The sequence below is a fragment of the Pseudomonas sp. SL4(2022) genome, from assembly GCF_026625725.1.
In the GTDB taxonomy this organism is placed as follows: domain Bacteria; phylum Pseudomonadota; class Gammaproteobacteria; order Pseudomonadales; family Pseudomonadaceae; genus Aquipseudomonas.
In genome coordinates, this window is record NZ_CP113060.1 from 1,409,494 (window position 1) to 1,430,775 (window position 21,282).

Genomic DNA, 21,282 nt, shown 5'->3' on the forward strand with positions numbered 1-21,282 from the left:
CATGCAAGCTCTTAGCACCGAAATATCCGGCGTGATCATTCTCGAGCCCAAGGTATTCGGCGATCAGCGCGGCTTTTTCTTCGAGAGCTTCAACGCTCGCAGCTTTGCCGAAGCCACCGGCCTGCAGCGCGAGTTTGTCCAGGACAACCACTCACGCTCGCAACGCGGCGTATTGCGCGGCCTGCATTACCAGGTGCAGCAAGCGCAGGGCAAACTGGTGCGCGTCACCGCCGGTGAAGTTTATGACGTAGCCGTGGATCTACGGCGCAGCTCACCCACCTTCGGCAAATGGGTGAGCACCCTACTGTCCGCCGAAAACAGGCGGCAACTGTGGGTGCCGGAAGGTTTTGCCCATGGTTTTGTAGTGCTCAGCGAGTTCGCCGAGTTTCTCTACAAGACCACTGACTACTACGCCCCCGAACATGAACGCTGCATTCGCTGGGATGATCCGACGCTGGCCATCGACTGGCCACTGGAAAATGCGCCGCAACTGTCGACCAAGGACCAGGCTGGCCTCAGCTTCATCGATGCGCAGGTCTTCCCGTGAGAATTCTCCTGCTCGGCCGGCATGGCCAGGTCAGTCAGGAACTACAGCGCACCCTGCAAGGCGCAGGCTCACTGACGGTACTGGGCCACGAGCAGCTGGACCTGTCTCAACCCGAGCTGATTCGCCAGCAGGTTCAGTGCCTGCACCCCGAGTTGATCATCAATGCCGCCGCACACACCGCCGTGGATCAGGCCGAGAGCGAGCCGGAGCTGGCCTTCGCGATCAACGCAACAGCACCCGGCATCCTCGCCGAGGCTGCCGCCGAGCTTGGTGCTCCGCTGATCCATTACTCCACTGATTATGTGTTCGATGGCAACCACGCCGTGCCTTACCGCGAAAGCGACGCCACCAATCCGCTCAGTGTTTATGGCCGCAGCAAACGGGCTGGCGAGCAGGCGATTCAGGCCGTGAACGGCATGCACCTGATTCTGCGCACCAGCTGGGTCTATTCGCAGCACGGCAAAAACTTCCTGCTGACCATGCAACGCCTGCTGCAGGAGCGCGAAAGTCTTTCGGTGGTGGACGACCAGATCGGCGCACCAACCTGGGCAGGCACTATCGCTCAAGCCACGGCGCTGCTGATCGAACAGTGGCGCAGCGGCCAGGCCGGCCCGTGGGGCGTGTATCACCTGACCGCGCAGGGCGAAACCAGCTGGTTCGGCTTTGCCAGTGCCATTGCCGCACACCTGCGCAGCCAGGGCAAAAAAGTGGCCACACTGCAGTCCATTCCCAGCAGCGCCTACCCAACCCCGGCGCAGCGCCCGCTTAATTCGCGCCTGGACTGCAACCGCCTGCAGCAGGACTGGCACGTTCAACTGCCAACCTGGCAAGCCGCGCTGGAGCAATGTCTAGCTCGTAGTTAAGCCCTGAAGCGCTGAATCTGCTGCTGTAACCCGGTGGCTAGCTGCGCCAGATCGCGACTGGCAATCGAGCTCTGCTCAGCGCCGTTGACCACCTCGCCGATGCTGTCGTTAAGACTGCTGATGTTCTGGCTGATCTCATTGGCCACCGCCGTCTGCTCTTCGGTAGCGGCGGAAATCTGCACGTTGCCGTCGGCGATACCTTCGATGGCATGGGCAATATGATTGAGCACTTCACCCGCTTCACGGGCATGACTGACGCTGTTCTGCGCCTGCTCGCGCGAGAGCTGCATGGCACTCACCGCACTGCGCGCGCCGCCTTGCAGGGCATCGATCATGCTGCGGATCGACTCGGTGGCTTTCTGCGTATTGCTGGCCAGGCTGCGCACCTCATCGGCCACCACGGCAAAGCCACGCCCCGCCTCACCGGCGCGTGCGGCCTCGATCGCCGCATTGAGCGCCAGCAGGTTAGTCTGCTCGGCAATACTCTGGATCACCCCAAGCACCTTGCTGATTTCATCGCTCTGGCTGTGCAGGGTGTCGATCACCTCACCGGCTTTTTCCACCGAGGTCGACAGCCCCTGAATCGATGTGAGGTTGGACTGCACCAACTCGCTGCCCTGGCGCGCTTCCTTGTTTGCGTCCGCCGCATTCGTGGCGGTGGACTGCGCATTGCGTGCCACCTCCTGCACCGCTACGCTCATCTGATGCACGGCGGTGGCGACCATATTGGTCTGGTCACCCTGCGCCGTGGCGGCATGGCTGACCTGGGCACTGATCGCACTCATTTCCTCGGAAGCGGCGGCCAGCTGAATGGCTGTATCGGTCAAATGCCTGATCAGAGCCTGCTGATGCTCCAGCAGCTTATTGAACGCCCGCGCGGTATCGGAGACCTCATCACGCCCGTGCGTGTCTGCCCGCAAGGTCAGGTTGGATGACTGTTGCACTTCGCTGATCACACCACGCAAACCGGACAGCGGGCGAATGATCGACAGACTGATCAGCAAGGCGGCCACCAGCACCAGAATCAATGCCACCGCACCAATCAGCAGAAAGACATCGCGCATGGAGTGGTACTGCTCAGTGGTCAGTGTATTGAGCCTCTCGCCCTCGCTCAGCTGCAGGCTGATCAGCCCCTCCAGCTCTCCACCCAAAGGGTCAAAGGTGTCGTACAAGGTCCGATTGAAGACCTCGGCCTCGGCAGCCCGCAACTGACCCGAATCGACCTGGGCCAGATACTGATCGGCCAGTTGCTGAACCTGCAGCAACAGCGGCTTGGTCCGCTCGACCCGGCGACTCTCATCGGCTGTCAATCGAGTCGCTATGTATTGCGCCCAGGCCTGGTCACCACGGCTGCGCGCCTCACTGAAGGCCTTACGCAACGCCGATTGGTCAAACACACCTGAGCGGTACTTATGCAACGCATCCACCATCGCCACGGCGTAGGCATCGGACACCACCTTGAGCTGACTGATCGGCCGCATGCGATCAACAAACAGCTCATCAAAGCTGTCATTGAGCTTGCTGGCGTTGGACAACGCCATGCCGATGACCACAATCAGCACCAGCAGTGGTACCACTGCCAGCATCAACAAACGCGCCCGAACCGTAAATTGAGCCAGCATCAGGATATCTCCAGAAACTAAAGCGCAGCCGTTCATGCCGGGCGCAGCACAGTGGCACCAATACTCCAGAGCGATGCCGGACACAGTGAGTATTGACCATATCGGCAAGCTTGCCCGCTTATTGCATAACAGCCACCCGAGACTCCACATCGAGTAACCACATGCCCACCGCTCACCCGCACCCCAGCCGTCCGCGCTGGCGCAGCCTGGCCGCCCTGGCGCTGCTGCTGACACCTCTGCTGTGGCCTGTGCAGCAACTGGCCGAGCGTTACTACAGCGGCGTACTGGTCGAACAGAATCGCCAGACCCTCGACCTGTATGTGGCCAATCTACTCGGCACACTGCGTCGCTATGAAGTGCTACCGCCAATTCTTGGCGACTTACCCGCCCTGCGCATGGCCCTGCAACAGCCCGATCAGCAGAGCGCCCGTGACAGCGCCAACCGCCTGCTGGATCAAGTCAGCGCACAAACCGGCGCCGACGTGATCTACCTGATGGACCCCAACGGCAAGACCCTGGCCGCCTCCAACTGGAAGCAGACCGACTCCTTCGTCGACCGCAACTTTGCCTTCCGCCCCTACTTCCGCGAGGCCATCGCTGGCCGCCAGGGGCGCTTCTTCGGCCTCGGCACGACGTCAGGCAAACGCGGCTACTATTTCGCCGCAGCCGTACGCGATGGCGAGCGCAACCTCGGCGCACTGGTGGTCAAAGTCGATTTCGACCACACCGAAACCCTCTGGGGTAATACCCCGGAACAACTGCTGGTAACCGATGCCAATGGCGTGGTGATTCTCACGTCCAACAGCCAGTGGCGGTTTACCGCCAGCCGCCCGCTGGACGCCGCAGAGCGCGCCGCAATAGCCGCTAACCTGCCCTACCCGACCCAGGCGCCGCCGCCGATCAAGCTGGACGCGCGAAACTGGATCCGCCAGGATCGCGAACTCAAGGAAACCGGCTGGACCGTCAGTATCCTCGCCCCACGCAGCCTGCTCGACCGCCCGGTGCGCACCGCTCTGGTTGCGGCTGGCGGCATCCTGTTATTGTTGATGCTGCTGCTTGGCCTGCTGATGCAACGTCGCCGCCACTACCTGGAGCGCATTGCCCTTGATAGCCAGGCGCGCCAGCAGTTGGAACAGCGCGTACTGGAGCGCACCCTGGACCTGGAGCGGCTCAACAGCCGGCTGAAACAGGAAGTGCTGGAGCGTGAACAGGCCCAGCAGGAACTGGTTCAAGCACAAGATGAACTGGTGCAAGCCAGCAAACTCTCGGCCCTCGGCACCATGAGCGCGAGCATCAGCCATGAACTCAACCAGCCGCTGGCGGCCATCCGCAGCTACGCCGACAACGCCGGCGTGCTGCTCGACCACCAGCGCAGCGACGATGCCCGCGCCAACCTCAAGCTGATCAGCCAACTCACCGAACGCATGGCCTCAATCATCGCCCACCTGCGCGCCTTTGCTCGCCGCGACCGCCACGCTCCGGAAAGCGTGGCCTTGCAGCCCGCCATCGATGATGCCTTGGCACTGCTGGCCAAGCGCCGGCAGGCCATGCAAGTTGAACTGATCCGCGACCTGCCGGACGCCACGCTATGGGTGCAGGCCGGGGAAACCCGCTTGCGCCAGGTGCTTGGCAACCTGCTGGCCAATGCCCTTGACGCCCTGAGTGAAGTACCACAACCGCGCCGCCTGTGGCTGAGCGCGGAAGTCACCGCCAGCGGGATTGACCTGCACCTACGCGACAATGGCCCCGGTTTCAGCCAGGAAGCCCTGCAGCGCGCCCGCGAACCCTTCTTTACCACCAAGACCAGCGCCCAGGGCCTCGGCCTCGGCCTGGCCATTTGCGATACCCTGATGCGCGCCCTGGGCGGCGAACTGCTGCTGGCCAACCATGCCGACGGTGGCGCCCAGTTGACCCTGCGCCTGCGCGCAGCGGATCAGGGCATCAAAACCCAGTCCCAAGAGGATTTTGTCGTATGAGCATGATCGATTCCCGCACCCAGGTGCTGTTGATCGATGACGACCCCCACCTGCGCCAGGCGCTGAGCCAGACCCTCGACCTGGCCGGGCTGAAGGTCTGCACCCTGGCCGATGCCCATGGTGTGGCCGCGCGCATCGAACGCGACTGGCCGGGCGTGGTGGTCAGCGATATCCGCATGCCCGGTATCGATGGCCTGCAGCTGCTGCAACAACTGCAGGAACAGGACCCGGAACTGCCAGTGCTGCTGATTACCGGCCACGGCGATGTGCCGCTGGCCGTGCAGGCCATGCGTGCCGGGGCCTATGACTTCTTGGAAAAACCCTTCGCCAGCGACGACCTGCTCGACAGCGTGCGCCGCGCCCTGGCTCTGCGTCGCCTGGTACTGGATAACCGTAGCCTGCGCATGGCCCTGGCCGATCGCCACACCCTGTCGGCGCGTTTAGTGGGGCAGTCGCCCGCCATGCTGCGCCTGCGTGAACAGATTGGCGCCCTGGCCGGGATCAACAGCGACGTGCTGATCCTCGGCGAAACTGGTGCCGGCAAGGAAGTGGTGGCGCGCGCGCTGCACGATCTGTCCAGCCGCCGGGCCGGGCCCTTCGTCGCGATCAACGCCGGCGCCCTGGCGGAATCGGTGGTGGAAAGCGAGCTGTTCGGCCATGAACAGGGCGCCTTTACCGGCGCGCAGAAGCGCCGCATCGGCAAGTTCGAATTTGCCAATGGCGGCACGCTGTTTCTTGATGAAATCGAAAGCATGAGCCTGGAAGTCCAGGTCAAACTGCTGCGCCTGCTGCAGGAGCGAGTGGTCGAACGCCTCGGTGGCAATCAGTTGATTCCTCTGGATATCCGGGTGATTGCCGCGACCAAGGAAGACCTGCGCCAGGCCGCTGACCAGGGACGTTTCCGCGCTGACCTGTATTACCGCCTGAACGTCGCCCCACTGCGCATTCCAGCGCTGCGCGAACGCGGTGAAGACACCCTGATGCTGTTTCAATACTTCGCCGAGGCCGCCCGCAGCCGCCATGGCCTGACCGAACGCAGCCTGCAACCGGGCCAGCGTGCCGCCCTGCTGCGCCACCCCTGGCCGGGCAATGTGCGTGAATTGCAGAACGCCGCCGAACGCTTTGCCCTGGGACTGGAACTGGACCTCGACCTGAAAACCCAAGCCACTGCGCCCATGCCCGATGAAGACGGCAACAGCGGTGGCCTGAATGCCCAGGTGGAGGCCTTCGAGCGCAGCCTGATCAGCGCCGAACTGAGCCGTTCACACAGTTCGCTGCGCAGCCTGGCCGAAGCCCTCGGTGTGCCGCGCAAGACCCTGCACGACAAATTGCGCAAGCATGGGCTGAGCTTCGCCGACGCTGGCGGAAGCTCGCCAGACAACCCTGACTGATTGGCAGAATTCCGCCAATAGCCTCTCCGGCGGCGGCCGCCACAAGCCGCCCGCCTTCTCCCCAAGCAGCGCCAAGCCCCGACAAACCTGGCCTCTAGCCTGAACAGCGGCAATCCGCCGCAGGCTGGCATGGCCGTTGCTCTAGGCTCCTGCAGGCGACTCACACACGCCCTGGTTGAGGCAATCGCTGCCCAGCGGCCAGCCACTTTCTGGCAGACCGCCTGGACTTGAGTCTGTCTTGCCGCGCTAAGGCGCATCACGCACTACAAAAACAAGAGGAAAAATTCCATGTTCAAACTGACTGCCAAGGCGCTCGCGTGCGCCCTGTCGCTGAGCATCGCCGGTATGGCCCAGGCCGCCGATCCGATCGTGATCAAGTTCTCCCACGTGGTCGCCGACCACACCCCAAAAGGCCAGGGTGCCGCGCTGTTCAAGAAGCTCGCCGAAGAGCGTCTGGGCGACAAAGTCAAGGTCGAGGTTTACCCGAACTCCTCGCTGTTCGGTGACGGCAAGGAAATGGAAGCGCTGTTGCTCGGTGACGTGCAACTGATCGCGCCTTCGTTGGCCAAATTCGAGCATTACACCAAGCAAATCCAGATTTTCGACCTGCCGTTCCTGTTCAACGACATGGCCGCCGTTGACCGCTTCCAGCTGAGCCCGGAAGGTCAGGCACTGCTGAAATCCATGGAAGAGAAAAACATCACCGGTCTGGCCTACTGGCACAACGGTCTCAAGCAGCTGTCCGCCAACAAGGCGCTGCGTGAGCCGAAAGACGCCCGCGGCCTGAAATTCCGCGTACAGGCTTCTGCCGTACTGGAAGAGCAGTTCAAGGCTGTGCGCGCCAACCCGCGCAAAATGAGCTTCGCCGAGGTTTACCAAGGCCTGCAGACTGGCGTGGTCAACGGTGCCGAGAACCCCTACTCGAACATCTACAGCCAGAAAATGCATGAAGTGCAGAAATTCATCACCGAATCCAACCACGGTGTTCTGGACTACATGCTGATCACCAACACCAAGTTCTGGAACGGCCTGCCTGCCGATGTGCGCAGCGAGCTGGACAAGATCATCGTGGAAGTGACTGCCGAAGTGAACAAGCAGGCTGACGCCCTCAACGAAGGCGACAAGCAGCGCATCCTCGAAGCCAAAACCACCGAGATCATTACCCTGACCCCAGAGCAGCGTAATGAATGGCGCGATGCCATGAAGCCAGTGTGGAGCAAGTTCGAAGCGGAAATCGGTGCCGACCTGATCAAGGCTGCCGACGCAGCCAACCAGTAAGGCGGAACAGGCTACGGCCTGCACCCAACCACAGCGCAGCCTTGCTGCTGCGCGATTGGCCGACTACCCAGGCACCCCTTGCCGGCTGCCTGGGTACGCTGCCCCTCACCACTGGAGACTCTATTGATGAACGCCTTGCGGCGCGTCTGGGACCACTTCGAGGAAGGCTTTATCGCGTTCCTGCTGGCCGCCATGACGCTGGTGACCTTCGTCTACGTGATCCTCAACAACCTCTACACGCTGTTCTACAACCTGGCGGATCGCTGGGAAGGCAGCAGCGAGTTTTTCTTCGCCATTGGCGACAGCATTCTCGGCATGGCCCAGTCGATGACCTGGAGCATTGCCCTGACCAAGGCGCTGTTCGCCTGGTTGATCTTCTTTGGCCTGGCCTACGGTGTGCGCACCGCCGGGCATATCGGCGTGGATGCGCTGGTGAAACTGGCCAGCAAACCGGTGCAGCGGGTTATCGGCCTGATCGCATGCATGGCCTGCCTGGGTTATGCAGGGCTGATCGCCGTGGCCAGCTTCGATTGGGTGAAAACCCTGTTCACCGCCGGCATCGGCGCCGAGGACCTCGGTCACTACGGCATCATGCAATGGCACATCACTGCCATCGTGCCGTTCGGCTACGCCATGGTGTTTATCCGCTTCTTTGAAATCTTCGTGCGCATCCTGCGTAACCAGCAGACCGGCCTCGGCCTGGCCGATGAAGCCGCCGACGCGCTGAAGATCAATGAGCATGAGGAGCACAAGCCATGACCATCCTGTTCCTCTTTGTCCTGCTGTTCCTACTGATGTTTATCGGCGTGCCGATTGCCGCGTCGCTGGGTCTCTCCGGTGCGCTGACCATCATGCTGTTCAGCCCGGACTCGGTGCGTTCGCTGGCGATCAAGCTGTTCGAAACCAGTGAGCACTACACCCTGCTGGCGATCCCGTTCTTCCTGCTCTCCGGTGCCTTTATGACCACCGGCGGCGTGGCCAAGCGCCTGATCGATTTCGCCAACGCCTGCGTCGGCCATATCCGTGGCGGCCTGGCCATCTCGGCGGTATTGGCGTGCATGCTGTTCGCGGCGCTGTCCGGCTCATCCCCAGCCACCGTGGCTGCCGTCGGTTCGATTGCCATCGCCGGTATGGTGCGCTCCGGTTACCCGCAGGCTTTCGGCGCCGGTATCGTGTGTAACGCCGGCACCCTGGGCATCCTGATTCCGCCGTCGATCGTCATGGTGGTGTACGCCGCGGCAACCGAGCAGTCGGTGGGCAAGCTGTTTATGGCCGGTGTGGTACCGGGCCTGCTGCTGGGCGTAATCCTGATGGTGGCGATCTATATCGTCGCGCGGAAGATGAACCTGCCGGCCATGCCACGTGCCACTTTCCGTGAGTTCCTCACCGCTGCACGCAAAGCCGTATGGGGCCTGCTGCTGATGGTGATCATCCTCGGCGGCATCTACACCGGCATGTTCACCCCAACCGAAGCCGCTGCTGTGGCGGCGGTCTACGCCGGCTTAGTGGCGCTGTTCGTGTACAAGGACATGACCATCCGCGAGTGCCCGAAGGTGCTGCTGGAGTCCGGCAAGCTGAGCATCATGCTGATGTTCATCATTGCCAACGCCATGCTCTTCGCCCACGTGCTGACCACTGAGCAGATCCCGCAGACCATCACCGCCTGGGTGGTGGACATGGGCCTGCAACCCTGGCAGTTCCTGCTGGTGGTGAACATCGTGTTGCTGGTGGCGGGCGCCTTTATGGAGCCGTCGGCGATCATCCTGATCCTCGCGCCAATCCTTTTCCCGATTGCCGTGCAACTGGGCATCGACCCGATCCACCTGGGCATTATCATGGTGGTGAACATGGAAATCGGCCTGATCACGCCACCGGTGGGACTCAATCTGTTCGTCACCTCGGCGGTGACCGGCATGCCGCTGACCGCCGTGGTCAAGGCTGCCTGGCCATGGCTGATGATTTTGCTGGGCTTCCTGGTAGTGATCACCTACGTGCCGTCAATATCCCTGGCACTGCCAAACTGGCTGGGCATGACCTGACAGCAACTCTGTGTGCACTTCCCTGCACACTTTTAGCCCGGCCTAGGTGCCGGGCTTTTTTTGCTCGCAGTTTTTTGTCAGGCGGATTGGCACCATGCGCCATGGCCAGGTTCACGCCGTGCGGCGTAACCCACCATCGGCGCACCGCGCATCACTGGGCTAACGAGTTAAACCCGCGCCAACTCTGGCAGGTCACCCGACAAACCCAGCGCCTGACGCACGAACAGCGCCTTGGCTTCCGGCAGGTCGTCCACCCAGTTGAGGCCACTGTTGCGCAGCCAGCGCACGGGCAGCGGATCGGCCTGGAACAGCCGCTCGAAGCCTTCCATCGCCGCCATCATCGCCAGGTTATGCGGCATGCGCCGGCGCTCGTAACGGCTCAGCACCTTTACATCACTCAGACGCTCGCCACGTTGCGCGGCGTGCAGCAACACCTCAGCCAATACCGCGACATCAAGAAAGCCCAGGTTGACGCCCTGCCCGGCCAACGGGTGGATGCTGTGCGCGGCATCGCCAATCAGTGCCAGGCCATCCTCGACATAACGCTTGGCGTGCCGCTGACGCAACGGAATACACAGGCGCGGGTCAGCTTGCAGCACCTCACCCAGACGATGTTCGAAGGCAAAACCGAGGGCGCGGCGGAAACCCGCATCATCCAATGCCATCAGCCGCTCGGCTTCAGTGGGCGTAACCGACCAGACAATCGAGCACCAGTGCTCACCTTCGGGACCGGCCAGCGGCAAAAAGGCCAACGGGCCGTCATCGGTAAAGCGCTGCCAGGCGGTGGCCTGATTTGGCTTGCTGCAACGCACGCTGGTGACGATGGCGTGGTGCAGGTAATCCCATTCACGGGTGGCGCAACCGGCTAAACGGCGCACCGCCGAGTTGGCGCCGTCAGCAGCAATGATCAACGGCGCGCGTAGCTCACGGCCGTCGCTCAGGCTGAGTAACCAGCCCTCGCCGGAGCGGCGTAACTGCTCCAGACGTGCACCTGGCAGCAAGCCAATCGAACTGTCATGCAGGCGCTCAAGCAGCGCGTCCTGCACCACGCGGTTTTCGACGATATGGCCCAGGGATTCGGCATGCACGCTGGCCGCGCTGAAGTGAATCTGCCCGGTGCCCGAGCCATCCCACACCTGCATCTCGGAATAGGAGCAGGCGCGCCGCGCGGCAATGCCATCCCACACACCCAGGCGTTCAAGAATGCGTTGGCTGGCCACCGACAGCGCGCTGACTCGCGGCTCGAAGGCGGCCTGCGGATCAAAGGGCTTGACGCTCAGCGGGCTGCCATCAACCAGCAGGATTTCCAGGCCCTGATCCTGCAGGGCCAGTGCCAGGGCGCTGCCCACCATGCCTGCGCCAACGATGATCAGATCCGCTTGCATCACATATTCCTTGTTCAGGCTGCCTGCCGAGCGCGCGGTTTAAGTCGCACGTAGAGAGTTTTATGCACCCGCGCCACCAGGGTACCGCTGCCATCGCGCACCTCTACATGCAACTCGGGCAGGTATTTTTCACCGTCGGCGGTGTGCTGGCGAATGTCCTCGAGCAGGTGTTCGTCGATGCTGAAATCGGCGTACACCGGGCCTTTGCCGGGGGCGATAAAGTCGATGCGCGCCGCCTTGTCCCACACGATAAATTCACGCCCAAGGTTTTCCATGATCATCAGCATGAAAAACGGGTCGGTCATCGAATACAGGCTGCCGCCGAACTGGGTACCAACATAGTTGCGGTTATACCAGCCCAGGCCCATCTTGACCTGCACCTGACGGAAGTCCGCGCTGATCTGCCGCACCCGTACGCCAGCCCCCAGGTAGGGCGGATACAGGTTCATCGCCCAACGCAGCAGCCGCGCCTTGCGCGCCAATTTATTTGCCGACATGACTCAATACTCCGAACGGGTGCCGAGGCCCATGGCCTGGCGGGCAAACCAGCGTTTCGCCGGAGGAAGAAGATCGAGGCCAAGCAAACCGAGGTTACGCCCGGCAGCCAGCAGCGGCTGGCCAGTGCTGAACAGGCGGGTGACCTGGTCGGAGAAGCCGACGGTCAGCTGCTGATCCATCTGCTGACTCTTCAGGTAGCGCTGCAGGGTGGTCAGATCGCCCAAGGGCGCGCTGCTGTCCAGCAGCGTTTCTGCCAGCACCAGGGTGTCGCGCAACGACAGGTTGTAGCCCTGCCCGGCAATTGGATGCAGGCTGTGCGCGGCGTTACCGAGTACCACCAGATGCTGACGCACCTGCTCCCTGGCGGCCGTCAGCGCCAGTGGATAGAGATGCCGCGTACCAACCTGGCGCAAACTGCCCAGGCGATAACCGAAGGCCTGCTGCAACTCGGCAAGAAACGCCGCATCGTCCAGCATCGACAAGCGTTCGGCTTCCAGCGTGGCGCGAGTCCAGACCAGCGCGCAGCGGTTATCCGCCAGCGGCAACAGGGCCATCGGCCCTTCTTCGGTAAACCGTTCGAAGGCCAGGCCGTTATGCGCCTCTTGCGGGCTGACGTTGGCGATCAGCGCGCTCTGGCCATAGGGCGTGTTGCTGACGGCAATGCCCAGTTGCTCGCGCAGCCCGGAGCGGCCGCCTTCAGCGAGAATCGCCAGGCTGCATTCCAGTTCGCTGCCATCGTCCAGGGTCAGCCGGTAGCCATCGGCCAGGGCCTGCATGCGGTTAACCTGAGCCGGGCTGCGCCAGCTCACCACCTGCTGATCCAGCGCCTGCCACAGACATTCACCGAGCCAGGCGTTTTCCACCACATAGCCCAGTGCCGGCACGCCTTCTTCCTCGGCGCTCAAGCGCGCAGCGGCAAAGCGGCCACGGTCGGAAACATGAATCTGCTTGATCGGCTCGGCGCGCTGGCTGATCTGCTGCCACAGGCCGAGCCGCTGGTAGATCTGCTGCGAGCCGAACGACAGCGCAGTGGAGCGTGCGTCGTAACTGGGCTGATAACCATTGCCCGGGGTGAACGGCTCGATCAGGCAAATACGCCAGTTGCGCTGCTTGGCCTCCGTTTGCAAGGCCACCGCCAGACTGGCGCCGACCAAGCCACCGCCAATAATCGCAATGTCGACGCGTGACATGCTCTAGGCCGCCACACTGCGTGCGGCGGCCATCAGCGCTTCAATCTCGGCGACGGTTTTCGGTACGCCGCTGGTAAGGATTTCGCAGCCTGTCTTGGTCACCACCACATCATCTTCGATACGCACACCGATGCCGCGCCACTTCTTCGCCACGTCCGGGTTGTCCACGGCGATGTAGATGCCCGGCTCAACCGTCATGGCCATGCCAACTTCCAGCTCGCGCCATTCGCCGCCGACCTTGTACTCGCCGACATCATGCACATCCATGCCCAGCCAGTGGCCGGCGCGGTGCATATAGAAGGGTTTGTAGGCTTCAGTGGCAATCAGCTCGGCCACATCACCCTGCAGCAGACCGAGTTCCACCAGACCAGCGGTAATCACCTGCACGGTGGTCTCGTGGGCCTGATTCCAGTGTTTGCCAGGGGCGATTTCCTTGAAGGCTGCTTCCTGCGCCGCCAGCACCAGCTCGTAGATGGCCTTCTGCTCCGGCGAGAAGGTGCCGCTGACCGGGAAGGTGCGGGTGATGTCACTGGCGTAGCAGTCGATCTCGCAACCAGCATCGATCAACACCAGATCGCCGTCTTTCAGCGGTGCATCGTTCTCGCGGTAATGCAGGATGCAGGCGTTCTTGCCCGCTGCGACGATGCTGCCATAGGCTGGCATCTTCGCCCCGCCCTTGCGGAACTCGTAGTCCAGTTCGGCTTCCAGGTGGTACTCGAACAGGCCGGCACGGCTCGCCTGCATGGCGCGCACATGGGCACGGCAGGAGATGTCCGCCGCTTCCTTCATGACTTTGACTTCGGCCGCCGACTTGTACAGGCGCTGGTCATGCAGCAGGTGCTCAAGGGTGATGAATTCGTTGGGCGGCGTCGCGCCTTGGCGCGCTTTGGAGCGGATCACGTTGATCCACTCCATCAGCTGGCGGTCAAACTCATGATTGGTGCCCATGGAGGAATAGACCCGATCACGGCCCTCGATCAGCCCTGGCAGAATGTCGTCGATGTCACCAATCGGGAACGCATCATCCGCACCGTACTGGCTGATCGCGCCATCCTGGCCGGCACGCAGGCCATCCCACAGCTCACGCAGGGGGTCGCGCTCGCGGCAGAACAACACATACTCGCCATGCTCACGCCCAGGAATCAGCGCAATCACCGCTTCGGGCTCGGGAAAGCCGGAGAGGTACTGGAAGTCGCTGTCCTGACGGTAGATATGCTCAACATCGCGGTTGCGGATATACACCGGCGCAGCCGGCAGAATCGCGATGCTGTTGGGTTCCATCTGCGCCATCAGCGCCTTGCGCCGACGGGCGTATTCCGACTTGGGGATGCTGATCATGGGCAGATTGAGTCCACTTCTGGTTACTTGAAAACAGGTGTCATGCAAATCAATGCAGCGACGGTTTCGCCGCGGCGACCACTGGTTTGGCGCACTCGCTGAACAACAGCAGCGGCGCTACGCGCAGGTATTCCATCACTTCCATGTAGTCGTTCTCGCCATCATCGGACTCGTCCAGGGCGTTCTGCACCTGAGAAATGGCCGAGAGGTCTTGCAGCACTTCCATGGCTTCGGCGCTCAGAGCGCTGTCACGGGCAGTCAGGCCGAAACCACCGAGGAAGCCCTGACACCATTGTCCCAGAGCCACAGCGCGCTCGCTAAGCGGCGCATCGTCGCTGGGCAGCAACAGCACCACGGTGACGTCATTGCTGGACAGTTCGTTCTTGACCATTTCCTGCAGGCCAATCAGCGCCTGGCGCACGGTATCTTCCGGCGCAGCGCCGAGCAGCTCGGCGGCATCCACCAGCCAGGGGTCGATTTCAAAGCCGGCGCCGGCGCAGCTACGACCGAGCAACAGGCCATGCAACTCAGCAGGCGAAACGGTATAACCGCTGCTGGCTAGCAGGGTTGCAAAAGCAGAATACGGGGAGTTCGAGATAGGCATAGATAACTAGGCGCAACGCTGCGCAATCACTAGAATGGAGGCCTCGTATCCTAGCACCGGCAAGCCCACCAAGACTATTCAAGGTGCTCGGCGGAACGTGCATGTCCAACCTGCCAACACCGCGACGCATAGCCACAAGATGATCGCCGGGTGAAACACATCAAGCGCTGGCGCAGTAATCTGTTCCACACTGACCAAACTGCCGAGTATCCGCAGCATGCACTGCTCGGCACTGTCGAAGACGATCGAAAAACGCTATTTTCCCCCTTGTCTGTCCCGCTCATATACCCGCGAGTAGAGAATCCATGGAAGACGCCGATCTGCATGCACTCACGACCAAGCTGGATCTGCTTATCCAGCGCGTCGAGCAGCTCAAAGCGCAAAACCGACTGCTTCTGGCGAGCGAAAAGGCCTGGCGCGAAGAACGCGCGCAGTTAATTGAAAAGAACGAAATGGCCCGGCACAAGGTCGAATCCATGATTTCGCGCCTCAAAGCCCTGGAGCAGGATTAATGACCCAGTCGAATACCTTGACCGTCCAGATTCTGGACAAAGAATATTGCATCGCCTGTCCCAGTGATGAGCGCAGCAATCTGGAGAGTGCCGCGCGCTACCTGGACGGCAAGATGCGGGAGATTCGCTCCAGCGGCAAAGTGATCGGTGCCGACCGCGTTGCCGTGATGGCCGCCCTCAACATCACCCACGACCTGCTACACAAACAGCAACACCTTGATCAGCAGGCCGGCGCCAACCGCGAACAGGTGCGCAGTCTGCTCAACCGCGTCGACGGTGCTCTGGCGCGGGATGCTGATGAGCAAGCCAACTGATTACGCACAGACGCTTTCGGGTATACTAACGGCCGCTCCCTGGAGTGTGCGCCAGTTGGTGATGTCCCTGAGCCGATACGCACAAACCCGGGGGTTGCATGTTGAGGCCGGTGTGCATGTCCGCCTGACGGAAAGCCTTAACGCCTCCTGCAACCTCCACCTTGAACTTTCGGGTTCAAGGGCTAAACCGACAGCGGCACGTCGGGGAGTCACCCTTTTTAGCCTGTTGCCCAGCCGTGGTCACAGCGCCCGCCCAAGCCCATGCCCGATACTTCTGCACTGAGTCGCACGCAACTGCGCCGACACCTGCGCGCGCAACGCCGCGCACTCAGCCGCCAGGCCCAGCGCCACGCCGCGCGCGGACTGTACCAACAACTCGCCCAGCACCCACTGTTTCGCCGTGCGACGCAGATTGCCCTGTACCTGCCCAATGATGGCGAGATCGATCCGCGCCCACTGTTGCGTGCGGCGCAGCAGCGCGGCAAGGCGACCTACCTGCCAGTGCTCAGCCCCTGGCCACGCAGCAAGATGGTGTTTCAGCGCATCCGACCTGGCGAACGCTTGCAGAAAAACCGCTTCGGCATTGACGAGCCGCGGCGCAACCGCAAGCAGCAGCGCAAGATCTGGACCCTGGATTTGGTGCTACTGCCCCTGGTTGGCTTCGACCGTCACGGCGCGCGCCTGGGCATGGGCGGTGGGTTTTATGACCGTAGCCTGGCCTATCGCGCACTGCGCAAAAATTGGCACAAACCGACATTACTCGGCTTGGCGCATGAGTGTCAGCAGGTCGAACAGCTGAGCATGGCCAGTTGGGACGTGCCCTTGCAAGGCACGGTAACGGATAAGGCGTGGTATTGATGGTGTAGCGGTACCGCGCTCCCTGCGGTACACAACCGGCTTAGCCTGCCGCTTTGGGCTGCAACACCGGCGCAGGCTGGCGCTCCCACAGGCTCTGGGTGTAACCCGTGGTTACCACGCCCAGACTGAACAGAATCACCAACACCCACAACACATCTGGTTTACGTTTCATTCAATGCCTCCCCCTTTAAGGCATAACGCGCGGTGTTTCCGCAGCCATTATTGTTATAGATCCCGCAACGGTGGCCATCCGCCCTGCCATTCGGGCAACAAGCCCATGTGATAGATAGCGGGCGGCACACCCAGTCCGTTAACGGACTGACCCACAGGAGCAAAGTTCATGCCTTATTGGCTAATGAAGTCAGAACCCGAGGAACTATCCATCCACGACCTTCAACGCCTGAAGCAGACACGCTGGGATGGCGTGCGCAATTACCAGGCACGCAATTTCGTGCGCAGCCTGCAACCGGATGATTTGTTCTTCTTCTACCACTCCAGCTGCCCGGAACCGGGCATTGCCGGGATCGCCCGAGTCATCTCGGCGCACTATCCTGACCCGACGGCGCTGGAGCCTGAAAGCCATTACTTCGACGCCAAAGCCAGCGCCGCGAAAAATCCGTGGAGCGCCGTCGACGTGGCGTTTGTTGAAGCATTCAAACGGGTCATACCACTGGCACAGCTGAAAGCTCAGAGCGCCTTGCTGGAACTGCCACTGGTACAAAAAGGCAGCCGTCTCTCAGTGATGCCCGTCAAAGCTGAAGAATGGGCGGCCATTCTCGCTCTGCGCTGAACGCAGCAGGCTGGAATGACGACCTATTGAATAATCAGGTTGTTGAACAGCAAATCTTCAACCAGCGGCTTGCCTTCTTCCTGGGTCAGAACAGCCTGAACCTGCTTGAGCGCTTCCGCACGCAACGTCTCCCGCGCACCAGAGGCCGCCATGGCCTCTTCAGTCTGCTGCGAAAACAGCATAACCAGCTGATTACGAATCAACGGCTCATGGTGTTTGACCTTGGCCTCAATATCCGCACCAGTAACACGCAAGGAAAGGTCCGCCTTGTAGAACTTCAACTTGGGGCCCTCACCAAAATTGCCGACTAACGCAGGAACCAATGTGACATAAGCGACCACGGGCGCCACGGGCGCCCCCTCCTTCGGCTCTTCATCTCCCGAGGCATGCGCCAGTAAAGGCAGGGACAGAGCCAACAGCATTGCAATCAAGGCTTTCACAGGCAGTATTCCTCGCTAATTTGCACCTAGCATAGCCAGAGTCTGCCCACAGCCCAAGCCCCAAACTTATGCTGACTCATCAGGCGCAGCCATGCTCGTTGACCCTGGCACACCCACCCCTACACTGCATGACCATCAACCGCAGAGGAAAGCCTGATGAAAGCCGTGCTGTGCAAAGCCTTCGGCCCCGCCGAAACCTTGGTGCTGGAAGAAATCGCCAGCCCCGAAGCGAAGAAGAACGAAGTGCTGCTCGACGTCCATGCGGCCGGAGTCAATTTCCCCGACACCTTGATCATCGAAGGCAAGTACCAGTTCAAGCCGCCCTTCCCGTTCTCACCGGGTGGCGAGGCCGCTGGCGTGGTCACGGCCGTCGGTGAAAAAGTCAGCCATCTGAAAGTTGGCGACCGGGTGATGGCCCTGACCGGCTGGGGCAGCTTTGCCGAGGAAGTGGCAGTACCTGGCTACAACGTCATGCCGATTCCGCCGAGCATGGACTTCGCCTGCGCCGCCGCATTCGGCATGACCTACGGCACCTCGATGCACGCCCTCAAGCAACGCGCCAATCTGCAACCAGGTGAAACCCTACTGGTACTCGGTGCGTCCGGTGGCGTTGGTCTGGCCGCCGTGGAAATTGGCAAAGCCATGGGCGCCAAGGTGATTGCCGCCGCCAGCAGCGCGGAAAAACTCGAAGTGGCCAAAGCCGCTGGTGCCGATGAGCTGATCAACTACAGCGAATGCAGCCTGAAGGACGAAGTGAAGCGCCTGACTGGCGGCCAGGGCGCAGACGTGATCTATGACCCGGTGGGCGGCGACCTGTTCGACGCCGCAATCCGCTCAATAGCCTGGAACGGCCGCCTGCTGGTGGTGGGTTTTGCCAGCGGGCGCATCCCCGAGCTGCCAGTCAACCTGACCTTGCTCAAGGGCGCGGCCGTGGTAGGTGTGTTCTGGGGGGCGTTCGCCCAGCGCCAGCCGCAGGACAACGCCGCCAACTTCCAGCAACTATTTGCCTGGCACGCCGAAGGCAAGCTCAAGCCGCTGGTATCGCAGACCTTCCCGCTGGCACAGGCAGCCGAGGCGATCAACACCCTCGGTCAGCGCAAGGCAGTGGGTAAAGTCGTCGTCAGCGTACGCTAAGCCCAACGCGTAGCAAAAGGCCGCCCATCACGCGGCCTTTTTTATGCGCAGGCTTCAGCCGCGCGGCGCGTAGGCGAATACATCCGCACGCATCTGGTGAGCATCCATACCCGCTTCCACCAGCGCATCCAGGGTGGCGTAGACCATCGCCGGCGAGCCGCTGGCGTAGACATGCAGCGCCTTGAGGTCAGGAAAGTCTTCGCGCACCGCCTCGTGCAGTAGGCCGCAACGTCCCTGCCAGCCACACGGGTCGCTGACCACCTGATGCAGGAACAGGTTGGGCACCTGCTGCCACTGCGCCCAGTGCTCCAGGTCGTAAAAGTCTTCTGGACGGCGTGCCCCCCAATACAGGTGCACCGGATGGACGAAACCGGCAGCGTGGCAGTGTTCGATCAAGCTGTGCATTTGCCCCATGCCGGTGCCAGCAGCGATCAGCACCAGCGGCCCATCCGGCAGCTCCGCCAGGTGGGCGTCGCCAAACGGCAGCCTCACCCGCACCAGACCGCTGCGGCGCAGCTGGGCGATCAGCGCAACCGTGACCTCATCGCGAGCCAGCACGTGCAGCTCCAGCTCACGCCCACGATGCGGGGCTGAGGCCAGGGAGAAGGCCGCGTAATCATCACCATCACGCTGCAGCAGCAGGTATTGCCCGGCGTGGTAGCGCGGCACCTTGCCGGCAGGGGTCTGCAGGCGCAGGCGGAACACATCACCGCCCACGTCATCACACGCGACCACCTGGCAGGCCAGCTCGCGCACCGGCATTTCACCCGGAGCAAGCACGCCGTCCCAGTGCAGCACACAGTCTTCCAGCGGCTCAGCCAGGCAGGTGAACAGTTCGCCCTGGGTCAGCTCGACCCCACCCTGCTGCACACGGCCCTCCACCAGCAACGCCGCGCAGATATGGCAGTTGCCATTGCGGCAGCTCTGCGGGCAGTCGTAACCCAGTCGTCGCGCCGCATCGAGAATGCGTTCGCGGGGCTGCACGTCCAGTACGGCACCTGAAGGGTTCAGGGTGACTTTCATCAATCAATTCCCAACTCAGACCACAGCGCATCGACGCGCTGCTTGACCGCCTCATCCTGCACGATAGCCCGGCCCCACTCGCGAGTGGTTTCCCCAGGCCATTTGTGCGTGGCGTCCAGCCCCATCTTCGAGCCCAGACCCGAGATCGGCGAGGCGAAGTCGAGGTAGTCAATCGGCGTGTTGTCGATCATCACCGTGTCGCGCTTGGGGTCCATGCGCGTGGTAATCGCCCAGATCACGTCATTCCAGTCCCGTGCGTTGATATCGTCGTCGGTGACGATCACAAACTTGGTGTACATAAACTGACGCAGGAACGACCACACACCGAGCATGACGCGCTTGGCGTGTCCCGGGTACTGCTTCTTCATGGTCACCACCGCCATGCGGTACGAGCAGCCTTCCGGCGGCAGGTAGAAGTCGGTGATTTCGGGAAACTGCTTCTGCAGGATTGGCACAAACACTTCGTTGAGCGCCACGCCGAGAATCGCCGGCTCATCCGGCGGACGGCCGGTGTAGGTGCTGTGGTAAATCGGCTTTTGCCGGCGCGTGATGCGCTCGACAGTAAACACCGGGAAGGTGTCGACTTCGTTGTAGTAACCGGTGTGGTCGCCATAAGGGCCTTCCGGCGCGGTCTCGCCGGGGTGGATCACCCCTTCGAGGACGATTTCGGCGCTGGCCGGCACCTGCAGATCACTGCCACGGGCCTTGATCAGCTCGGTGCGGTGGCCGCGCAGCAAACCGGCAAACGCATACTCAGACAAGGTATCGGGCACCGGGGTGACCGCACCGAGAATGGTCGCCGGATCGGCGCCGAGGGCCACGCACACCGGGTAGGGACGATCCGGATACTTCAGGCACCACTCGCGAAAATCCAGCGCACCCCCACGGTGGCTGAGCCAGCGCATGATCAGCTTGTTGCGGCCAATCACCTGCTGGCGATAGATGCCGAGGTTCTGCCGTTCTTTATTCGGGCCTTTGGTGATGGTCAGGCCCCAGGTGATTAGCGGCCCGACATCGCCGGGCCAGCAGGTCTGCACCGGCAGCTTGGCGAGATCGACGTCGTCGCCCTCTTCGACCACTTCCTGGCACGGCGCATCCTTCAACACCTTGGGCGCCATGCTCAGCACTTTCTTGAAGATCGGCAGTTTGCTCCAGGCATCCTTCAGCCCTTTCGGCGGTTCGGGCTCTTTGAGAAAGGCCAGCAACTTGCCAATTTCGCGCAGCTCACTGACCTCTTCCGCGCCCATGCCCAGCGCCACACGCTTGGGCGTGCCGAACAGGTTGCCGAGCACCGGCACATCGAAGCCCGTGGGGTTTGCAAAGAGCAATGCCGGCCCGCCTTTACGTAAGGTGCGGTCGCAGATTTCGGTCATTTCCAGCACAGGGGAAACCGGCGTTTGGATACGCTTGAGTTCGCCGCGCGTCTCCAGACCGCGAATAAAATCGCGCAGATCACGATACTGCATGCAGATGCCTCGTT

22 protein-coding genes and 1 other RNA gene are annotated in these 21,282 nt (G+C 61.8%); 13 read left to right on the forward strand and 10 right to left on the reverse strand.

The features are described 5' to 3' along the window. Window position 1: 1 nt before the first annotated feature. Both rfbC and rfbD read left to right on the forward strand, forming a co-directional pair. On the forward strand, window positions 2-547 hold the full coding sequence (rfbC, locus tag OU997_RS06780) for a dTDP-4-dehydrorhamnose 3,5-epimerase (RefSeq protein ID WP_267809479.1): 546 nt from the start codon (window positions 2-4) through the stop codon (window positions 545-547). Beyond that, entirely contained in the window at window positions 544-1,410 is an 867-nt protein-coding gene (gene rfbD / locus OU997_RS06785; protein WP_108489339.1) for a dTDP-4-dehydrorhamnose reductase, read from the forward strand. Before rfbC ends, rfbD begins: the two co-directional genes overlap by 4 nt. On the opposite strand, the gene OU997_RS06790 is transcribed toward rfbD, so the two are convergent. After that, a complete protein-coding gene (locus tag OU997_RS06790; protein ID WP_108489340.1) occupies window positions 1,407-3,032 on the reverse strand; it encodes a methyl-accepting chemotaxis protein in 1,626 nt (541 codons plus the stop codon). The two genes, rfbD and OU997_RS06790, sit on opposite strands and share 4 nt — an antisense overlap. Window positions 3,033-3,193: 161 nt before the next feature. Here OU997_RS06790 and OU997_RS06795 point away from each other — a divergent pair, with 161 nt between their 5' ends. The 5 genes from OU997_RS06795 to dctM all read left to right on the forward strand — a co-directional run bounded on the left by OU997_RS06795 (window position 3,194) and on the right by dctM (window position 9,716). After that, the gene (locus OU997_RS06795) at window positions 3,194-5,008 is read left to right on the forward strand and encodes a sensor histidine kinase (protein ID WP_267809480.1); all 1,815 of its coding nucleotides are present in this window, start codon (window positions 3,194-3,196) and stop codon (window positions 5,006-5,008) included. Continuing rightward, on the forward strand, window positions 5,005-6,399 hold the full coding sequence (locus OU997_RS06800; RefSeq protein WP_267809481.1) for a sigma-54-dependent transcriptional regulator: 1,395 nt from the start codon (window positions 5,005-5,007) through the stop codon (window positions 6,397-6,399). Before OU997_RS06795 ends, OU997_RS06800 begins: the two co-directional genes overlap by 4 nt. Before the next feature lie 288 nt (window positions 6,400-6,687). Beyond that, window positions 6,688-7,677, forward strand: a complete 990-nt coding sequence (gene dctP / locus OU997_RS06805; RefSeq protein WP_267809482.1) for a C4-dicarboxylate TRAP substrate-binding protein DctP — start codon at window positions 6,688-6,690, stop codon at window positions 7,675-7,677. A gap of 126 nt (window positions 7,678-7,803) precedes the next feature. After that, window positions 7,804-8,436, forward strand: a complete 633-nt coding sequence (locus tag OU997_RS06810) for a TRAP transporter small permease (protein WP_108489134.1) — start codon at window positions 7,804-7,806, stop codon at window positions 8,434-8,436. Then, entirely contained in the window at window positions 8,433-9,716 is a 1,284-nt protein-coding gene (gene dctM, locus OU997_RS06815; protein WP_267809483.1) for a C4-dicarboxylate TRAP transporter large permease protein DctM, read from the forward strand. The genes OU997_RS06810 and dctM overlap by 4 nt, the downstream gene beginning before the upstream one ends. Window positions 9,717-9,883: 167 nt before the next feature. Here dctM and OU997_RS06820 read toward each other — a convergent pair whose 3' ends face one another. From OU997_RS06820 to OU997_RS06840, 5 genes are read right to left on the reverse strand one after another with little or no spacing between them, the layout of a single operon-like run. Beyond that, on the reverse strand, window positions 9,884-11,101 hold the full coding sequence (locus tag OU997_RS06820; RefSeq protein WP_108489132.1) for a 2-octaprenyl-3-methyl-6-methoxy-1,4-benzoquinol hydroxylase: 1,218 nt from the start codon (window positions 11,099-11,101) through the stop codon (window positions 9,884-9,886). 14 nt (window positions 11,102-11,115) lie between these two features. Beyond that, complete coding sequence (locus tag OU997_RS06825; protein WP_267809484.1) at window positions 11,116-11,598, reverse strand: DUF4442 domain-containing protein; 483 nt, start codon at window positions 11,596-11,598, stop codon at window positions 11,116-11,118. A 3-nt stretch (window positions 11,599-11,601) separates the two neighbouring features. Then, window positions 11,602-12,789, reverse strand: a complete 1,188-nt coding sequence (gene ubiH, locus OU997_RS06830) for a 2-octaprenyl-6-methoxyphenyl hydroxylase (RefSeq protein ID WP_267809485.1) — start codon at window positions 12,787-12,789, stop codon at window positions 11,602-11,604. Window positions 12,790-12,792: 3 nt separating this feature from the next. After that, entirely contained in the window at window positions 12,793-14,127 is a 1,335-nt protein-coding gene (pepP, locus tag OU997_RS06835; RefSeq protein WP_108489129.1) for a Xaa-Pro aminopeptidase, read from the reverse strand. A gap of 49 nt (window positions 14,128-14,176) precedes the next feature. Continuing rightward, window positions 14,177-14,731 carry a YecA family protein gene (locus OU997_RS06840; protein ID WP_108489128.1) on the reverse strand — a complete coding sequence of 185 codons (555 nt, stop codon included), beginning with the start codon at window positions 14,729-14,731 and terminating at the stop codon, window positions 14,177-14,179. 305 nt (window positions 14,732-15,036) lie between these two features. On the opposite strand from OU997_RS06840, the gene OU997_RS06845 reads away from it, so the two are divergent. The 4 genes from OU997_RS06845 (at window position 15,037) to OU997_RS06860 (ending at window position 16,415) form a co-directional block, all read left to right on the forward strand. Continuing rightward, complete coding sequence (locus OU997_RS06845) at window positions 15,037-15,243, forward strand: TIGR02449 family protein (RefSeq protein ID WP_108489127.1); 207 nt, start codon at window positions 15,037-15,039, stop codon at window positions 15,241-15,243. Further along, on the forward strand, window positions 15,243-15,557 hold the full coding sequence (locus OU997_RS06850) for a cell division protein ZapA (RefSeq protein ID WP_108489126.1): 315 nt from the start codon (window positions 15,243-15,245) through the stop codon (window positions 15,555-15,557). The genes OU997_RS06845 and OU997_RS06850 overlap by 1 nt, the downstream gene beginning before the upstream one ends. 33 nt (window positions 15,558-15,590) lie before the next feature. Then, window positions 15,591-15,769, forward strand: a non-coding RNA gene (ssrS, locus tag OU997_RS06855) — 6S RNA. 49 nt (window positions 15,770-15,818) lie between these two features. Beyond that, window positions 15,819-16,415, forward strand: a complete 597-nt coding sequence (locus tag OU997_RS06860) for a 5-formyltetrahydrofolate cyclo-ligase (protein ID WP_108489125.1) — start codon at window positions 15,819-15,821, stop codon at window positions 16,413-16,415. A gap of 40 nt (window positions 16,416-16,455) precedes the next feature. On the opposite strand, the gene OU997_RS06865 is transcribed toward OU997_RS06860, so the two are convergent. Then, window positions 16,456-16,587, reverse strand: a complete 132-nt coding sequence (locus OU997_RS06865; protein WP_267809486.1) for a hypothetical protein — start codon at window positions 16,585-16,587, stop codon at window positions 16,456-16,458. A gap of 168 nt (window positions 16,588-16,755) precedes the next feature. On the opposite strand from OU997_RS06865, the gene OU997_RS06870 reads away from it, so the two are divergent. Further along, on the forward strand, window positions 16,756-17,205 hold the full coding sequence (locus OU997_RS06870) for an EVE domain-containing protein (RefSeq protein WP_267809487.1): 450 nt from the start codon (window positions 16,756-16,758) through the stop codon (window positions 17,203-17,205). 23 nt (window positions 17,206-17,228) lie between these two features. Here OU997_RS06870 and OU997_RS06875 read toward each other — a convergent pair whose 3' ends face one another. Next, window positions 17,229-17,645, reverse strand: a complete 417-nt coding sequence (locus OU997_RS06875) for a flagellar basal body-associated FliL family protein (protein ID WP_256583078.1) — start codon at window positions 17,643-17,645, stop codon at window positions 17,229-17,231. Between the two features lie 156 nt (window positions 17,646-17,801). On the opposite strand from OU997_RS06875, the gene OU997_RS06880 reads away from it, so the two are divergent. Beyond that, window positions 17,802-18,779 carry an NADPH:quinone oxidoreductase family protein gene (locus OU997_RS06880; protein WP_108489123.1) on the forward strand — a complete coding sequence of 326 codons (978 nt, stop codon included), beginning with the start codon at window positions 17,802-17,804 and terminating at the stop codon, window positions 18,777-18,779. 54 nt (window positions 18,780-18,833) lie between these two features. Here the strand turns inward: OU997_RS06880 and OU997_RS06885 are convergent, their stop codons facing one another. Next, window positions 18,834-19,802 (reverse strand): CDP-6-deoxy-delta-3,4-glucoseen reductase, encoded by a 969-nt coding sequence (locus OU997_RS06885; protein WP_267809488.1) that lies wholly within the window; start codon window positions 19,800-19,802, stop codon window positions 18,834-18,836. After that, the gene (ubiD, locus tag OU997_RS06890) at window positions 19,802-21,268 is read right to left on the reverse strand and encodes a 4-hydroxy-3-polyprenylbenzoate decarboxylase (protein ID WP_108489121.1); all 1,467 of its coding nucleotides are present in this window, start codon (window positions 21,266-21,268) and stop codon (window positions 19,802-19,804) included. Before ubiD ends, OU997_RS06885 begins: the two co-directional genes overlap by 1 nt. Window positions 21,269-21,282: the final 14 nt, after the last annotated feature.

Excerpts from the sequence above, each read along its gene's own strand:
- rfbC (WP_267809479.1), top strand. The coding sequence starts at position 2 with ATGCAAGCTCTTAGCACCGAAATATCCGGCGTGATCATTCTCGAGCCC.
- OU997_RS06790 (WP_108489340.1), bottom strand. The coding sequence starts at position 3,032 with ATGCTGGCTCAATTTACGGTTCGGGCGCGTTTGTTGATGCTGGCAGTG.
- OU997_RS06795 (WP_267809480.1), top strand. The coding sequence starts at position 3,194 with ATGCCCACCGCTCACCCGCACCCCAGCCGTCCGCGCTGGCGCAGCCTG.
- OU997_RS06800 (WP_267809481.1), top strand. The coding sequence starts at position 5,005 with ATGAGCATGATCGATTCCCGCACCCAGGTGCTGTTGATCGATGACGAC.
- dctP (WP_267809482.1), top strand. The coding sequence starts at position 6,688 with ATGTTCAAACTGACTGCCAAGGCGCTCGCGTGCGCCCTGTCGCTGAGC.
- OU997_RS06810 (WP_108489134.1), top strand. The coding sequence starts at position 7,804 with ATGAACGCCTTGCGGCGCGTCTGGGACCACTTCGAGGAAGGCTTTATC.
- dctM (WP_267809483.1), top strand. The coding sequence starts at position 8,433 with ATGACCATCCTGTTCCTCTTTGTCCTGCTGTTCCTACTGATGTTTATC.
- OU997_RS06820 (WP_108489132.1), bottom strand. The coding sequence starts at position 11,101 with ATGCAAGCGGATCTGATCATCGTTGGCGCAGGCATGGTGGGCAGCGCC.
- OU997_RS06825 (WP_267809484.1), bottom strand. The coding sequence starts at position 11,598 with ATGTCGGCAAATAAATTGGCGCGCAAGGCGCGGCTGCTGCGTTGGGCG.
- ubiH (WP_267809485.1), bottom strand. The coding sequence starts at position 12,789 with ATGTCACGCGTCGACATTGCGATTATTGGCGGTGGCTTGGTCGGCGCC.
- pepP (WP_108489129.1), bottom strand. The coding sequence starts at position 14,127 with ATGATCAGCATCCCCAAGTCGGAATACGCCCGTCGGCGCAAGGCGCTG.
- OU997_RS06840 (WP_108489128.1), bottom strand. The coding sequence starts at position 14,731 with ATGCCTATCTCGAACTCCCCGTATTCTGCTTTTGCAACCCTGCTAGCC.
- OU997_RS06845 (WP_108489127.1), top strand. The coding sequence starts at position 15,037 with ATGGAAGACGCCGATCTGCATGCACTCACGACCAAGCTGGATCTGCTT.
- OU997_RS06850 (WP_108489126.1), top strand. The coding sequence starts at position 15,243 with ATGACCCAGTCGAATACCTTGACCGTCCAGATTCTGGACAAAGAATAT.
- OU997_RS06860 (WP_108489125.1), top strand. The coding sequence starts at position 15,819 with ATGCCCGATACTTCTGCACTGAGTCGCACGCAACTGCGCCGACACCTG.
- OU997_RS06865 (WP_267809486.1), bottom strand. The coding sequence starts at position 16,587 with ATGAAACGTAAACCAGATGTGTTGTGGGTGTTGGTGATTCTGTTCAGT.
- OU997_RS06870 (WP_267809487.1), top strand. The coding sequence starts at position 16,756 with ATGCCTTATTGGCTAATGAAGTCAGAACCCGAGGAACTATCCATCCAC.
- OU997_RS06880 (WP_108489123.1), top strand. The coding sequence starts at position 17,802 with ATGAAAGCCGTGCTGTGCAAAGCCTTCGGCCCCGCCGAAACCTTGGTG.
- OU997_RS06885 (WP_267809488.1), bottom strand. The coding sequence starts at position 19,802 with ATGAAAGTCACCCTGAACCCTTCAGGTGCCGTACTGGACGTGCAGCCC.
- ubiD (WP_108489121.1), bottom strand. The coding sequence starts at position 21,268 with ATGCAGTATCGTGATCTGCGCGATTTTATTCGCGGTCTGGAGACGCGC.